The organism is Shewanella sp. ULN5 (assembly GCF_030731885.1).
In the GTDB taxonomy this organism is placed as follows: Bacteria; Pseudomonadota; Gammaproteobacteria; order Enterobacterales; family Shewanellaceae; genus Shewanella; species Shewanella holmiensis.
The window spans coordinates 74,243-89,234 of sequence record NZ_JAPJEE010000018.1 but is presented as its reverse complement, the minus strand read 5'-3'; the positions used below and the strand labels follow the sequence as shown (position 1 = coordinate 89,234).

17 protein-coding genes are annotated in these 14,992 nt (G+C 41.8%); 6 read left to right on the top strand and 11 right to left on the bottom strand.

Translation table 11 applies throughout. The features are described from left to right. Nucleotides 1–312 precede the first annotated feature (312 nt). Complete coding sequence (locus tag ORI98_RS15420) at nt 313–756, top strand: RNA-binding protein (RefSeq protein WP_261299532.1); 444 nt, start codon at nt 313–315, stop codon at nt 754–756. Between the two features lie 16 nt (nt 757–772). Here the strand turns inward: ORI98_RS15420 and murI are convergent, their stop codons facing one another. After that, nucleotides 773–1,546, bottom strand: a complete 774-nt coding sequence (murI, locus tag ORI98_RS15415) for a glutamate racemase (RefSeq protein WP_306135819.1) — start codon at nt 1,544–1,546, stop codon at nt 773–775. Nucleotides 1,547–1,655: 109 nt separating this feature from the next. Between murI and trmA the strand changes: the two genes are divergently transcribed. Further along, nucleotides 1,656–2,753, top strand: coding sequence for a tRNA (uridine(54)-C5)-methyltransferase TrmA (gene trmA / locus ORI98_RS15410; RefSeq protein WP_306135818.1), 1,098 nt, complete (start codon nt 1,656–1,658; stop codon nt 2,751–2,753). 69 nt (nt 2,754–2,822) lie between these two features. On the opposite strand, the gene fabR is transcribed toward trmA, so the two are convergent. Further along, the gene (gene fabR / locus ORI98_RS15405) at nt 2,823–3,452 is read right to left on the bottom strand and encodes an HTH-type transcriptional repressor FabR (RefSeq protein WP_261299535.1); all 630 of its coding nucleotides are present in this window, start codon (nt 3,450–3,452) and stop codon (nt 2,823–2,825) included. A gap of 166 nt (nt 3,453–3,618) precedes the next feature. Between fabR and ORI98_RS15400 the strand changes: the two genes are divergently transcribed. From ORI98_RS15400 to mnmH, 3 genes are all read left to right on the top strand, one after another. Further along, nucleotides 3,619–4,725 (top strand): fatty acid desaturase, encoded by a 1,107-nt coding sequence (locus ORI98_RS15400; protein WP_261299536.1) that lies wholly within the window; start codon nt 3,619–3,621, stop codon nt 4,723–4,725. A gap of 322 nt (nt 4,726–5,047) precedes the next feature. Beyond that, on the top strand, nt 5,048–6,112 hold the full coding sequence (gene selD, locus ORI98_RS15395) for a selenide, water dikinase SelD (protein ID WP_306135817.1): 1,065 nt from the start codon (nt 5,048–5,050) through the stop codon (nt 6,110–6,112). Then, nucleotides 6,112–7,206, top strand: coding sequence for a tRNA 2-selenouridine(34) synthase MnmH (mnmH, locus tag ORI98_RS15390; protein WP_306135816.1), 1,095 nt, complete (start codon nt 6,112–6,114; stop codon nt 7,204–7,206). Before selD ends, mnmH begins: the two co-directional genes overlap by 1 nt. Nucleotides 7,207–7,302: 96 nt before the next feature. Here the strand turns inward: mnmH and cysQ are convergent, their stop codons facing one another. Together cysQ and nudE are read right to left on the bottom strand one after the other, a co-directional pair. Next, nucleotides 7,303–8,115: a 3'(2'),5'-bisphosphate nucleotidase CysQ gene (gene cysQ / locus ORI98_RS15385; protein ID WP_261299539.1), complete on the bottom strand. Its 813-nt coding sequence runs from the start codon at nt 8,113–8,115 to the stop codon at nt 7,303–7,305. A gap of 102 nt (nt 8,116–8,217) precedes the next feature. Beyond that, the gene (nudE, locus tag ORI98_RS15380; protein WP_261299540.1) at nt 8,218–8,784 is read right to left on the bottom strand and encodes an ADP compounds hydrolase NudE; all 567 of its coding nucleotides are present in this window, start codon (nt 8,782–8,784) and stop codon (nt 8,218–8,220) included. Between the two features lie 77 nt (nt 8,785–8,861). Between nudE and yrfG the strand changes: the two genes are divergently transcribed. Then, complete coding sequence (yrfG, locus tag ORI98_RS15375; protein WP_261299541.1) at nt 8,862–9,536, top strand: GMP/IMP nucleotidase; 675 nt, start codon at nt 8,862–8,864, stop codon at nt 9,534–9,536. A gap of 279 nt (nt 9,537–9,815) precedes the next feature. Here yrfG and ORI98_RS15370 read toward each other — a convergent pair whose 3' ends face one another. Genes ORI98_RS15370 through gspH form a run of 7 tightly spaced genes read right to left on the bottom strand, consistent with a single transcriptional unit; the run spans nt 9,816 to nt 14,989 of the window. Then, nucleotides 9,816–10,577 carry a type II secretion system protein N gene (locus ORI98_RS15370; protein WP_306135815.1) on the bottom strand — a complete coding sequence of 254 codons (762 nt, stop codon included), beginning with the start codon at nt 10,575–10,577 and terminating at the stop codon, nt 9,816–9,818. Between the two features lie 9 nt (nt 10,578–10,586). Continuing rightward, entirely contained in the window at nt 10,587–11,063 is a 477-nt protein-coding gene (locus tag ORI98_RS15365) for a type II secretion system protein M (protein WP_261299543.1), read from the bottom strand. 1 nt (nt 11,064) lies between these two features. Continuing rightward, nucleotides 11,065–12,282: a type II secretion system protein GspL gene (gspL, locus tag ORI98_RS15360; RefSeq protein WP_306135814.1), complete on the bottom strand. Its 1,218-nt coding sequence runs from the start codon at nt 12,280–12,282 to the stop codon at nt 11,065–11,067. 48 nt (nt 12,283–12,330) lie between these two features. Beyond that, nucleotides 12,331–13,320 (bottom strand): type II secretion system minor pseudopilin GspK, encoded by a 990-nt coding sequence (gene gspK, locus ORI98_RS15355; protein WP_306135813.1) that lies wholly within the window; start codon nt 13,318–13,320, stop codon nt 12,331–12,333. Then, the gene (gene gspJ, locus ORI98_RS15350; protein WP_306135812.1) at nt 13,320–14,075 is read right to left on the bottom strand and encodes a type II secretion system minor pseudopilin GspJ; all 756 of its coding nucleotides are present in this window, start codon (nt 14,073–14,075) and stop codon (nt 13,320–13,322) included. The genes gspK and gspJ overlap by 1 nt, the downstream gene beginning before the upstream one ends. Beyond that, nucleotides 14,056–14,424: a type II secretion system minor pseudopilin GspI gene (gspI, locus tag ORI98_RS15345; RefSeq protein ID WP_261299547.1), complete on the bottom strand. Its 369-nt coding sequence runs from the start codon at nt 14,422–14,424 to the stop codon at nt 14,056–14,058. The genes gspJ and gspI overlap by 20 nt, the downstream gene beginning before the upstream one ends. Next, on the bottom strand, nt 14,411–14,989 hold the full coding sequence (gspH, locus tag ORI98_RS15340) for a type II secretion system minor pseudopilin GspH (protein WP_261299548.1): 579 nt from the start codon (nt 14,987–14,989) through the stop codon (nt 14,411–14,413). Before gspH ends, gspI begins: the two co-directional genes overlap by 14 nt. Nucleotides 14,990–14,992: the final 3 nt, after the last annotated feature.

Here is a 14,992-nt window from a genome sequence, read left to right as displayed (position 1 = left end):
GCTGACTCTGCGTTTCGCTTTCGCTCTGTGCCGTGTCAGTGGATGCGCATTATAGGCAGCTTAAGATTTTGTGCAAGAGGGGATCGCGATCTTTTTTACTGACCGATGATCTTTTGTTCAGATCGCTGTTTATTTAACTTGTCACGTATACAAAACACGCAAAAATTGCCGTATTTTCATTGTTTATCATATTTAAGCTAATTTTAAGGTCGTTTTTTCTACAACAAGCTGGTTAATGTTTGCATTATTCATTAACATATAGCGGTTTTTTAACAGTTATTTTTCATTTCATTATTTATTAGAGATTATTTTATGCAGAAATCATTCGTGATTGTTCTTATTGCCGCACTTGTTGGTGCTTTTGTTTTCTTTCAATTTGTTAATGCCGCTTCTTCTGTAGCGTTTATTGCTGGAGTAGTAACGGCAACATTAATTTTTAGTTTTATGCCATCTAGCCAATCTAGTGCATCAGATGAACCATATGTCGGCCCAACGATGACATTATATGTTGGTAACCTACCTTACCGTGTTCATGAAGGTGAAGTTAAAGAGTTGTTTGGTGAGTATGGTCCAGTTAATTCTGTGCGCTTAGTTCGCGATCGTAAAACTGGACGCCGTAAGGGATTCGGATTTGTTGAGATGTCTGAAGCCGGAGCTCAAAAGGCAATGGGTAAATTGAACGATTACACTTTCCAGGAACGCACTTTAAAAGTAAGAGAAGCTAAATCTCAAGAATCTGATTCTTCAGACGCTTAATATAATGCTTCGAGTTTTAGTCGGTTATTTGTTTCACATCTGTAAACCCATAGCCGACTAATGCTCTATATAGACCTTTTGATATGTCTTTGGTATAGCTCACTGTCATTGTCCCACTAAGTTTGTCCTTTTGCTTCACCAATGTTTTTACCCTACTCGCAACCGCCGCACCAGAATCAAGCAATGCCACACCATTACCTAATATCTGCTTAATTTGTTCTGCAAGCATTGGAAAATGCGTACAGCCCAATACTAATACATCGATGTCAGCTTTTTTTATTGACTGTAAAATCGTTGCAAGTAAAACGCGATCGATCGTTTCACTGGCAAAGTAATTTTCTGCCATAATCACAAGTTCAGATGAACCAAATAACTCCACTTTGCAGTCTTCGGCGAACTCATTGATTAATTCAAAAGTATAGTCACGTTTAACCGTTCCCGGCGTGGCCAGTAAACCGATATGCTTTTTTTGTGATATCTGCGCTGCGGGTTTTATAGCGGGAACAACGCCAACAACGGGAATGGTCAGGTGTGCTCGAAGATGCGGTAACACCAATGTACTTGCGGTATTACATGCAACCACGACAATCGCTGCATTACTTTGTTTAACTTGCTTCACGATCAAGTCAACGCAGCCTTTAATTAACTCCGCTTCAGACAAGTTTCCATAGGGCAAGCGAGCATTATCAAATACGTAGTGATAATCATGACCCGATAAGAGTTTACGAATTTCCGTCAGAACCGATAAACCACCAATACCTGAGTCGAATACAAGAATAGGCTCTGACAAAATAATCTCCGTTTGATGTGATGCTAAATCACAGTATGATGTTTACATTGGATATCGGCGCTATTTGTTATAAAATTTGCGCCCTTTTTTATTGCCTTTGGTGGACAAGATGAATTTAGCAGCCATGGATCCTAAAAACTATGATGCGCAACTCGAGCAAAAACGCATTAAGCTTGAACAAACGTTTGCTGAGTTCACTCCACCAGCATTAGAAGTATTCTCATCTGATCCAGCCCATTATCGTATGCGTGCCGAATTCAGGATGTGGCATGAAGGCGACGACTTATACTACTACATGTTCGATAAAGAGCTGAACGAGAAAGTGCGTTGTGACCAATATATTGCTGCTGGCACATTAATCAATGAAATGATGGCAGCATTAATAGAAGATTTAAAGCCTAATCCGGCTTTACGTCATAAGCTATTTCAAGTCGATTTTCTATCTACACTCAGCGGCGAGATTTTAGTGTCTTTGCTTTATCATCGTCAATTAGATGATGTATGGCTTGAACAAGCTAAGCAACTAAAAGCAAAGCTATCACAGCATTTCAACATGAACTTAATTGGTCGTGCCCGTAAGCAAAAAATCGATTTAGACCGAGAATTTGTTATTGAAACCCTAACGGTAAATGGCCAAACACTGCATTATAAACAAATCGAAAATAGCTTTACCCAACCAAATGCCAAGGTATCGGTAAAAATGTTGGAATGGGCAATCGACAGCACCAAAAACAGCCAAGGTGATTTGCTTGAATTATATTGTGGCAATGGCAATTTCTCTATCGCTCTAGCACAAAACTTTAATCGGGTATTAGCCACAGAGCTGGCTAAGCCTTCTGTTGATGCTGCTCAGTACAATATTGAAATCAATAAGGTGGATAATCTGCAAATTATCCGTATGTCTGCAGAAGACTTTAGCGATGCGATGGCCAAAAAACGCAGCTTCAGACGCCTAGAAGGTATCGATTTAGACAGTTACGATTGCAACACTATTTTTGTCGACCCACCTCGTGCTGGTATTGACGATGAAACCTTAAAACTCGTTCAAGGTTACCAGCGTATTTTATATATCTCATGTAACCCACAAACGTTAAAGGATAATCTGCAAACACTCAGCACTACACATAAAATCACCCGTTTTGCATTATTTGACCAATTTCCTTACACCGATCATATGGAGTCGGGTGTCTTACTTGAACGAAAATAATCCATAACTCAACAACTAATAAAGGGCAGAAAATCTGCCCTTTTGTTTCTCTGCTCGTCAAATAAACCGTTAAACGTGACGCTCTGCTTTTAAATCCATTTTGTGTTGTAATGCCTCTGCACCTGTTGCCACAATACGTAAATGTAAAACCAATTGATCAGCCAATTGCTTTCGCTCGCTGCGTTTAAGATCTAATGCACTCGCACCCGCATTGAACACTAAAGTCACTAACGCTTCAGCTTGCGCACGGGCAAGTGTTGGGTGACGATTAGCATGGGCTTCTGTGTAATGGGTTAACTCAGATATAAAGTGCTCAATTTCACGTTCCACTGCGGCACGAAAGGCTGCTGAGGTGCCAGAGCGCTCATGCAATAAAATACGAAACACGTTGGGATTCGACTCCAGCACTTCCATAAAGGTGTCGACCGATATACGAATGACACTGCCACCCGCCTCTGCACGCTGGCGACCTTTACGCATCATTTGGCGCAAGGTTAAACCGCCTTCATCAACCATGGTAAGCCCAAGTTCGTTCATATCTTTAAAGTGACGATAAAATGATGTTGGGGCGATACCCGCTTCTCGAGCGACCTCACGTAAGCTTAAACTCGAAAAACTTCGCTCAGCGCTTAGTTGATTAAAAGCCGCATCCACTAATGCACGACGAGTTTTCTCTTTTTGTTGTGCTCTTACACCCATTTAACAATCCGCTTAGTCAAGATTAATTAACAGATAATACCCCTTTTATCATAGAAACACAGCCCTATTGAGCTTGACCAAAATCAGATCAAAGGATAAATTAGCTTACATATGTACGCTCAATTATTTTAGATTCACATTAGAACGCTAGCAGGAAATCAATTAGATGAAAAAACCCCCTATAATTTGGCTCAACACCTTGTTGTTTGCTATTACATTTATTGGCGCCATAGTACTTGTTCCTTGGCGTGGCATTGCTCACGGCTTTGATGGAATGGAATGGTTGGCATTTATTGTATTGGCTTATGCTAGTGGGTTATCAATTACTGCCGGTTACCACAGATTATGGTCCCATAAAGCCTACAAAGCCCATCCTGCGATGCGAGTGCTATTTGCCTTAGGCGGCGCCTTAGCATTACAAAATAGTGCTTTACACTGGTGTAGCGATCACCGAGTGCATCACAAACATGTTGATAATAATGATAAAGATCCCTACTCAGCAAAAATGGGATTTTGGTACAGCCACATTGGCTGGATGCTACGCGAATACCAAGCTAGCCGTTACAGCGACTATAACAATGTAAGAGATCTGCAAAACGATCCGATTGTGATGTGGCAGCATAAACATTATCTAGCCTTGGTAATTTTGATGAATATTGGTCTTCCGGCATTTTTAGGCTGGTTAAATGGCGATATTATTTCAATGGTATTGTTAGCTGGCTTGTTACGCTTGGTTGTTGTGCATCACTGTACTTTCTTTATTAACTCTCTTGCTCATATCTGGGGGAAACAGCCGTACACTAACAAAAATACCGCTCGTGATAATGCGTTTTTAGCATTATTGACTTATGGAGAGGGTTATCACAACTTCCACCACATTTTTGAAAATGATTACCGCAATGGTATTAAATGGTGGGATTACGATCCAACTAAGTGGTTAATCAAATTAATGAGCTTAACAGGCCTCGCCAGTGACCTACGTAAAGTTCCGCAAGAACGAATTGAAGCCGCCAAATTACAAATGCAACTTTTACGAGTGCAACGTAAAGTCGCTCACTTACCTAACTGCGATGAAATTATTGATACGTTTCAAGCTGAATACGATCTTATGAAGCAGCATTTAATGGATTACTATCAAGCCAAGAAAATTTTACTTGAAGCTAAACGTAAGCAATTAGTTGATGCTCATTTAAAAAATCAGGTTCAGGAATTACGTGCACGTTTTCTTGAACAACAAAAGCAATGGAAAATGCTCACGGCAAGTTATTCCTAGTTGTTTTATTGGTGTTATTAGCCATACACACACCATGATGAACACTGAAACATTCAAATTTGCAAAACATTAATAGGTGCTTAGCACCTATTTTTTATCTTTAATTAATCCTATCTACTATACCCAGTGCGTAGTTTTCAAATATGCAACCGTCATTGGGGCAGGCTGAACCAATAACCAACCCCGAGTAACATTGGCGCCTTGCTACTTGAAAACTGCCACACATACCAGTATGCGGATTTAATCCTTTTCAAGCTTGAAATTATCTTCCACAATGAACTCATTGTGGCATTACCTCTTGTACCAAAATAAGTTATTCATTATGAATCAAAATGATCAAATCCGTCTTACGGAATTTAGCCATGGCGCTGGTTGCGGCTGTAAAATATCTCCTCAAGTATTAAGCACCATCTTGTCTTCACAACTGCCCCAATTTACAGATCCTAATTTGCTTGTGGGTAATGACACGCGTGACGATGCCGCAGTTTATAAACTCAATGAGCAAACTGGCATTATCAGCACCACTGATTTTTTCATGCCTATTGTGGATGATCCTTTTACCTTTGGCCGTATTGCTGCAACCAATGCAATTAGCGATATTTATGCCATGGGTGGGACGCCAATTATGGCAATAGCCATTCTTGGCTGGCCAGTAAATAAACTGTCTGCTGAAGTGGCTCAGCAAGTGGTTGATGGTGGACGCCAAGCCTGTAAGGATGCAGGCATAATGCTGGCAGGCGGCCATAGTATTGATGCTCCTGAGCCCATATTTGGTTTAGCCGTAACAGGACAAATACCGCTAACTGAGCTTAAGCAAAACAGTACAGCAAAAGCGGGCGATAAACTGTATCTCACTAAACCTATTGGTGTCGGCATACTGACTACGGCACAAAAGCAGAAAAAGCTCCAGCCTGAACATAGTCACATTGCGATTGATGCCATGTGCCAACTTAATCGCATAGGCAGTGATATTGCTAAAATAGCGGGAGTGAATGCGTTAACAGATGTCACTGGCTTCGGTCTTGCTGGCCACTTGATTGAAATATGCCAAGGTGCAAATCTTAAAGCTGAGTTAGATTTTAATGCCATCCCAAAATTAGAACAGGTCGATCACTATCTTAGCCTCGGCTGTATTCCTGGTGGTACTGGACGAAATTATGAAAGCTACCGGCAAAATCTCCCCATGCTAAGCGATTATCAACAAGCCATACTTTGTGATCCCCAAACCAGTGGTGGGTTATTAGTGGCAGTGAATTCACAATCTGAATCAGCCTTAATAGCGCTCCTTGATGCTCACTTCATTGATGTGCATTGTATTGGTGAGTTACAACAAAGCTTATTAACGGATTCAACAGCCAGTTTGATCAGTTTAATAGAGCATCACTAATGGAAAATATTGTTCCCGCATCTGAATATCGACAGCTATTTTTGACAAACCATCCACTGATGGATGTACGTGCGCCGGTCGAGTTTGTCAAAGGTTCGTTTCCACAAGCGATTAACCTACCGTTGATGAATGACAGTGAGCGTACAAAAGTCGGCACCTGTTATAAACAACAAGGACAACAAGCTGCAATTGAATTAGGACATACACTGGTCAGTGGCAATATTAAACAGCAGCGTATTGATGCCTGGTGTCAGCAAATACAGCAACACCCGAATAGCTTTCTATATTGTTTTAGAGGAGGCTTACGCTCACAATTAACGCAACAATGGTTACGCAACGCTGGCATTGATACTCCTTATATTCTAGGTGGCTATAAAGCCATGCGGACATTCTTAATCAATACCATTGACTGTGCCCCTTCAAAACATCAAATTCTGGTTATCAGTGGTAGTACGGGGAGCGGGAAAACCGAGTTTATTCATCAACGAAAAGATGCTATTGATTTGGAAGGCATTGCCAATCATAGGGGATCGAGTTTTGGCAGACAAATTTCAGCCCAACCAAGCCAGATTAACTTTGAAAATCACTTAGCCATTGCCCTATTAACGCATCAGCAATTGCACCTCACTAGTAATGCCAAGTTAATAGTGGAAGATGAAAGCTTTCTCATTGGCCGCGCCGCTATCCCCCACAATTTTTTCCAATCAATGCAACGGGCACCAGTCGTCATCATTGAGCAAAGCTTTGAGCAAAGAGTACAGCGTTTACATCAAGAATATGTGGTGAATATGCAAGCACAATATTACCAACAATTGGGATGCGATGCCGGTGCCGACGCTTTTGCGAATTATTTACAGCAAAGTATTAGCAAAATCCGTAAACGTTTAGGTGGTAAACAACACGACGAGTTGCAACAACTTATTTTACAAGCATTACAGCACACAACTTTAGACGGGCACTATGCATGGATCAGCCAGTTATTGGCCGAGTATTATGATCCTATGTACCAATATCAACTAGAAAAGAAAGCCAGTAAAATTGTATTTAAAGGCTCTCATCAAGCGGTACACCAATGGTTAGATGAGAACTCTTAAAGCCAAAAAACCAAAAATCGCCTAATATCGAGGCGTTTTTTGGTTTTGCGAATGCTTAATAACGTCTAAGGTTTTCAACATTATTAAGGGTAAACCTTACTGACCAACTAATAGCGCATTCCAAGCAACACTTTCAGTACCAACAACGATAAAGTTAGGATTTTCTAATGTGTCGCGTTCATTATAGGTCATAGGATGCAAATCAATGTCTACTAATGCGCCACCAGCTTCTTCAACAATAATTTGTGCCGCACCTGTGTCCCACTCACCTGTAGGCCCTAAACGCACATAACAATCCGCCTGACCTTCAGCCACTAAGCAGCTTTTTAATGCCGCACCACCTAGTACAACTAGCTCGCAACCTTGGGGATCTGAAAATAAATTCAGTACTTTTTGAGGGTCTTGGCGACGACTCACAGCAATACGTAAGTGATTTTGCTCTGTGGCCGCGAGTTGAGTACTGGTAATACGCACTTCTTCAGCGCCTTCACGTTTATAAGCACCTGTGCCTGCTATCGCGTAGTAACAAACTTCGGTCATTGGCGCATAAACAATGCCCATTATAGGACGGTTGTGTTCAACCAATGCAATAATGACCGAAAAGTCGCCACTACCCGCAATAAACTCCCCTGTACCATCAAGAGGGTCAACTAACCAATAAGTGGACCAGGTCTCCCTAACCGATAAAGGAATATCAGCATCTTCTTCACTCAAAATAGGAATGTCTGGAGTCAGCTCAGCCAAACGTGCACAAATAATATTATGCGCAGCCAGATCGGCGGACGTCACAGGAGTGTTATCGGATTTTATCTCGCGCTTAAAATTACCTGCTTGATAGATTTCACGAATCGCGTTCCCTGCTTCGATGGCAATTTCAATTGCTTGTTCGATGACGATTTCGGGCTTCATTACAACTCCAGTTGCTGGAAATAAGCATGTATTACTGATTAAAACTAACTTTAGCTAACTTATAGCCAAAGTGCGAAGATTCGATTCTTACAGTTAAGCCCATTATTCTGTCGTTTGAACCGATTGAGCTAAAAACTGTTGCGCAAGAAAAAGGGCACTCACGCTGCGCGACTCGGTAAAATCAGCGTTGCCTAACAATGATTGCCAATCGTCTAATGCCCATGGCACAACAATAATGGGTTCAGGCTCATCACCTTCAAGCTCACTGAAATATAGCTCTTCAGCTATAAAAATGTGCATTTTACTTGAGAAGTAGCCTGGTGCAAGTGAGAGAGTTTTAAGATGAGTGAGTTTCTTGCTACCAAAACCAATTTCTTCTTGCAGTTCTCGGTTAGCGGCCTCAACAGCTTCCTCTCCAGGATCAATTAACCCTTTAGGAAAGCCTAATTCATAACTGTCAGTACCTGCGGCATATTCTTTTGCGAGTAACAGTTTGCCCTCATGCACAGGCACCACCATCACAGCGCCACGACTTCCACCTTTCATTCGCTCATATTGGCGTTCAACACCATTGGAAAACTTAAGATGAACTTGCTCAATTTGAAATAGTCGACTTTTAGCGACAACTTCTGTGTGCAAGATTTCCGGCTTACTATGCCGCTGTGTCATTGCAACCTCATGTGACGAATGAATAAAGACAAGTTACAATCTTACTATCCTAAGCGTAATCCACAACCGGAATTTTCATGTTTCCTTGGCATAAGATAGATACTGTTCTGCTCGACATGGATGGCACCCTACTTGATCTACACTTTGATAATCATTTTTGGCTGACTTTAGTGCCGCAGCAATTAAGCCAACAAAAACAAATTAGCCTAGATGCGGCCAAGCTGCTAGTTGAAACGGCATACCACAAAGTGGCTGGTACGTTAGAGTGGTATTGCTTAGATTATTGGCAGCAACAACTTGGACTAGATATTCTCACATTGCATTACTCATTAGTTGAGCGCATTCAAATGCGTCAAGACAGCATGCCTTTTCTTATGGCATTAGGACGTGTGAATAAAAAACGTATTTTATTCACCAATGCCCACCCTAAAAGTTTAGCGCTGAAACTTGAGCATACTGAACTGGCGAATGGTTTAGATGCAATGTTATCAAGCCACGAGACAGGTTATCCAAAAGAGCACCCACAATTTTGGCTAACCGCAATAGAGAAATATCAATTGAACCCTGCTAGATGTTTATTTATTGATGACAGTGAAGCGATTTTACAGGCATCTAAAAAAGCAGGAATAGGGTTCCAGTTAGGCATTAAAAATCCTGACAGCCAAAAAGGACATACCCAGTTCCATGACTTTCCCGCTATCGACGATTACCATCACTTGTTAGATGAGTTGCTTAACCTCAATGTCGAATGAATAAATGAACTATGAACACCAATACACAAGGTTTGAGAGTAAAGTTTAGAGCGGTATTGCTAGCGAAGTGAATATACATACCAACAGCAAGTCTATCGCAATAATTCGAGAGTAAAAATAATAAGATGAGCGAGTAGAAAAGCTGTTTTATATACCTAGCTTTATGACTTTATAGCCTCAATGTTGTCAAAAATGGTCAAAGTGATCATTTATTAGCAATAAAAAAGGGTGCATAGCACCCTTTAGTCACAGTCAATAACCTGCATCAAGTTAATAGCTTTACAAACCAGGAATGTTGCCTTGGTAATTAATGGGGTAATAACCCTGACTATCTTGCTTACCTAAAAAGCTTAGTGCTTTACGTAAATCCTCTGGCTGTGTATCTGTAGTTTTTATCTTGGCACTGACTTTAACCAAATTATTTTCAGCCAAGGTTATGGTGCCAGATAGCCCTAATTGATTGCTCTGTTCATCTGTGTTTAACAGCACCTGTCCATCTCGACAACTTAAGCCTAAGGTAACATCACCTAAAGGATACTCACCAAATTGGTTAGTAACACCTGCACTATTTAAAAAAAGTTTACCCGCTAGCTGATCACACCAAGGCGTACCCTGCTCGAGAGTCTCAATCATTAAGCTAACATCACCAGTAACACTTGTCTTAAAGGGTAAGCGACTACCGCCTAAAATAAAGCTACTGGGTGCATCAAATCGAATATTGTCAGCTTTAAGCCCTGAAAATGAATAGCTAATATGGCCTTTACCGCTAACCGCTGTTGCTCGGCTGCCCAGTTGAAAATCTATATTCGCTTGCCCAATAAACAATGCAAAAGGATTTAATTTCCAACTGACATGCTCTAACTGACGCTGATCAATTCGAATAAAGTCAGCATTACCTTGCCATAAGGTGCCATCAACACCCGAAAGCTGAACACTATTGGGTAATGGCGCAATACTGACTAACCAGTTTGCTGGGACGTATACGAACAAAAACACCACATACACCAAAATGGCAATGCCAATTTTAACAAATAACTTCACACAAATTCCTTACTGGGATAACTGAATACGTCTGACATTCACAAAACCGACAGTATCTGATTCAGATAAGTCAACGCTGTCTAACGTTAAACCTTTTTGAACAACAAGCTCATGTAAATAACCTAATAACGCATCAAAAGGCACATCATCCATCCACAGTTGAATTTTGTTACCTTGTGGCTGCATACGGGTTATTTCTAATGAATATTGGCCAGCAGTTTGGTTGACGATAGAACTTAAGCTTCCCTTAACCTTAGCCTTCGCGCCTGCTTGAGCGAGTCCAGCAATTTCATTAGCGGCTTTTTTTACATAGTTTAATGTTTGTAGGGCGGCTTTATGATTACGCTCTGCATCTTCTTGTGCCGATGATATCGGTGACCAAATGCCCCAATATAACACCCCTATTAATACGAAGAAGCCACAAAACCCCACCAGTTGTTGCTCTCGTATTGCTAAGCTTTGCCACCAGGTACGCAAATTTTCCATACTATTTGCTCCTCAACGTTAAGGTACTCGTGACACTGTCATCGTTACTGTTCATTGCACCACCGTCTAATTGGAAGTCTTTGGCAACGATATCTTTAAATTTATCTAACTGCGCGTAATTATCTGCAGTGACTTGCATTCTCAATTCATTGCGATTCGCTTCAAAGCGTAAGGTTGTCGGCTTTAACTGAGGGACTTGAGTAAAGGCTGGTTTAAGCCCATCCAGCATCTCGAAAAAGGCCGCACCGCCTCCTTGACCTTGCATACTGCGTAGCTGGCTATCCATTTGTGAACGGATATTAACAATACGGTTTATGCCAGGGGATACCGTTTTAAAAATCGCTTCACTTTGGCTGCGTAATTCAGCAGTTTGTTGATTAAGCTGAGAAATGGCTAAACCTTTATTGACCAGAGCTAACAGGATCACGATACCAGTAATGACAGCTGCGTTACGCCACAAAATAAGCTGTTTGCTATATTCACGCTTAGGTTTATAGATGCCTGAGAGTAAGTTAACTGGCGCATGCAAAATCCCCTTTGCAAGCACCATCATTGGCAGCTCTAATGGCTTAGCCGTTAACACTAAATCCGGTGTTTCAATTTGAATATTGTCACTGTAGCAAGCAACATCAATAGCTTGTTGATCGGTGACTTGTTGCTGGGCATCGACTAATAATTTAGGTAAGGCTAACGACGCCCAGGATTTAGGCAAACTCACCCCCGCACCGTCGCCTGTGCGCAGTAAATATTCTTCACCGAAGCTCATTATCGCCCAGCGGCATTGCTCAAGCGGTAACGCTAAACAATCTGGCACAATACGCTTTGCTTTCAAGCCTGCATCGCTAAGCCAGCTCAGCCATTGCTGCATTTGCTGATGCTCAACGGCAATCACATTAATATTTTCACCCTGACGAGGGCCGACAACAAAATGCATGTCATCTACATCAGTCGCTAGGGACTCTTCCAGCATAAATGGCAAAGCTTTTAGTGCTTGGCGTTGACCCTTTTCTGGCAACGCGATTTGAGTTAACGTCATGCTTGCAGCTGGCACAAGGACATCAACTGGCCTATTGCCAACGCGCTCAGTTAAACTGGCAAGACTTGATGCGTCAGGCAATTCACCCGAAGCGATAATCTCTTGCTCTTGTTCAGACCATACTAGCCATGAACATGAGTGTTCTGATGTTTTTCCTAATCGGATAAATAGCCTTTCAGACACTGTTATTCTCCACCAATCTCTAACTGCTTCATGCTGTTGAGTTTGTTATTATTGTTGTCCACCGTATTGGCGGGTAATCACATCTAAGTTATTACCATTACGCTTCAATACACTGTCCATTCTGAATACTGCATTATCGACTTTGGCACCAGAATGCAGTAAAAAATAGTTACTTGTTACAACAAAGCTTGAGCGAAAATCCGCCTCAGATTTTATGCCTCTTACTGACGAGTTTTCCCAAAAGTCTTCTATCTTTTCGAAACCGTCTGCGGGACGTTGATTAATAATACTTTCGGCATCAGAGATTGATATCTGATTATCTAGCATGCCCACCATTAAAGCAGCCTGTTCTATTTCAATGGTATTAACGTTCAACAGCTGGCGATTATCGCCGGGTATTGCGCACACATAAGGCATTAGTTTTATGTAAATATCCTGCGTAAATCCCAGTACAGCACGCAATTCACTGCGATGTTGCATAAGTGTATTTGCGGCGCGGTAAGGTACTTTACGTGATTCGTATTCCGCATCTTCAGCGCCAAATGGACTGGTTAACGAATCTTCATCAATATAATCTTTTAACGTATGGGTTAAACGTTCTGCGCCAAACTCATCCATACCCAAAGCGATTAACAATCCTTGAAATTGCTTAGCCGCCAATGTCAATTTCGGCTGACCGTTTTCCACTTCTTTTGACTCTACACCTACTGCATTAAGGTTAAAACAGGCTCGCATATCATCAATTTCACCGGCAATCACCCCATCTTCTACCGGAAATACCACATCCGCCAATGCCCAATATTGTTGCCGATGAACGGTATTACCGTCGGCATCTTCAAAGTCTTGTTTTAAGACCTTCATTGCCAGTTCTTCGCCCGATAACGCATACCAATATGCTTGATCGTATTGGGCTAAATTTAAAGTTCGACGCATGGACAATTGATTGCGACTAGTAATATTAGTGGCAATAATCACCACCATGGCGACAATTAAAATCACCACAATCATGGCGACGCCTTGCTGCTTATGACGCCCCATCAACCTCGCCCACCATCATTACCACCAGGACTCACTTTACCGCCGTTTTCATCGGTTTCGTCTTGGTTGTCATCTACACCATCATTGCCGTCTTTATTTTTATCATCACCGTTCGCATCGCCTTCATTCGCTTTGGGGACAGATGCGCCTTTAGGCAGCAAAAACTGGCGTTGAATTTTGCCAAGACCGTCTATTTCAATTTCAATCGCTATACCTTTAGGCATTTGTGTGCCATCAACTTTTCGTTCCCATTTATCATTAATATAAAATGAGTACTCAACAGACAACACATTCTCAATAATCAAGGTTTTCAGCGGCTCTTCACCGCTTGCTGGCTCTGGGTAAGGATAATACCAACGTTCTAGTCGCCCACCTTGAACCACATAAGCGACAGACTGCAAACTCCCTCGGGGCAATATCCCATCTGGGTTTAACCAACCTAAACGGTAAAAAACTAACGCTTCAGTTTCTGAATCAAGCATATTGTCGCCCGCTTGAAAATAACTGCTGCTTCGTTCGCCGTCCAAGCCTCTCAAGGTGCGAGCGACCATCTGGCCTAAGTCTCGTTCAATGGCTCCAAAACCTTGTTGCAATGCCTTGAGCCGAACAGAAAAGGTCTTGGTAACTTCATCATTTTTCATCACTGTTGACAGCACAGAGTTTGCCGCTAAACCAATCATGGCAAAAATAGCAATAGCAATGAGCATTTCCAATAGGGTAAAACCCTTGTTCTTATTATCCTCGATTGTGAACATAGCTACTCACTTGTGCCACAATACGCTTAAAACGTTCATCTTTACTGACACTGATACGGATCATTCTGAAATTGTCATCCGTGGTTTTAATCACTTCTCTGCGCCAATACCAATCTTCACCCGCCAATTCAACCTGCCCGTCTTTTGACCCAATCTCAGGAAAGGTCTCAGGTAAACGAGCTTCAACCATTTGGTTACTGGCAACCCACTGCCCGAGTGTACGCTCTTCTAAAACAGGCATATTAGCCATTTGCTCACTTAAACTTTTGGTTACTGATACTGCAGCGATAGAAAATACCGCCAAAGCAACAATGACTTCCAGTAAGGTCATGCCTTTAGATTTGTTCATCAAAGCGCCCAATGGACAATCGCCCAATTGCATCCCCAACAACTAATACATCAATCGGTTGTCGACTTTCATTGTATGTAACAAAACTCAGTTCAAAGGGGGTCATCTCACCGCTTGGAAACAATAGAACTTGCGGTACTGGGTTTTTCTTTTTTTCTTCAGCACTGGGCTCATCAATAAAAGGCTCATCAAACCAGGATTCCTGCGATTCGTCTTCTTGGTCTAATGGCATGCCATCGAGCACCAAAGATAATGTGATTCCCGGTTCTAATTCATGGTTTGAAAGCTGTTTATCTTGTTGTATCGGTTCCCATTTACCGTCGTGGTAAATCACAAATTGGTATTGAGTATCATCGATCACAATCCCAATAAATTGACCACTTAATACGGTTTCATCAAGCACCAACTCAGTGGCAGCGATAAAGCGCTGTGCTTGCTTTTTTAGCAATTGCTCAGGGCCTGCACTGCTCATTGACAAGGTCACAGCTGATGCTGCCAATCCCATTAACAATGCGACTAGCAACATCTCGAGTAAGGTAAATCCTGCTTGACGATTACGACGCATAAA